Below are 292 nucleotides of genomic sequence, written 5' to 3' on the forward strand. Positions count from 1 at the left end.
AGGGGAGCTGAAGCGTGAAGAGTTCTCACAGGAACTGATACTGGAGTACGCTTCCGGATTAATAGGAGGTTGATGAAATGGGAAAAGAGTTGAATCAAAACAGTGTAGGCGGAAAGAGCATCAAGCGGATACTGGGGAGTTATGGAATTGTATTCGTACTGATCGCGCTGATCGTGGTGTTTGCGATCCTGTCGAACAGGTTCCTGACGCCGGATAACATTTTTAACATCTTAAGGCAGGTATCGATCGTAGGAATCATAGCAGTAGGTATGACGTTCATCATGCTGACAGG

The 292-nt window shown here is 46.2% G+C and carries 1 pseudogene; it reads left to right on the plus strand.

What is annotated here, in order from left to right:
- Nucleotides 1-77 precede the first annotated feature (77 nt).
- Nucleotides 78-292, plus strand: a pseudogene (locus tag CHK_RS00110) (ABC transporter permease); the annotation flags it as partial.

Origin of the sequence: Christensenella hongkongensis (assembly GCF_000981035.1) — a bacterium.
In the GTDB taxonomy this organism is placed as follows: Bacteria; Bacillota; Clostridia; order Christensenellales; family Christensenellaceae; genus Christensenella; species Christensenella hongkongensis.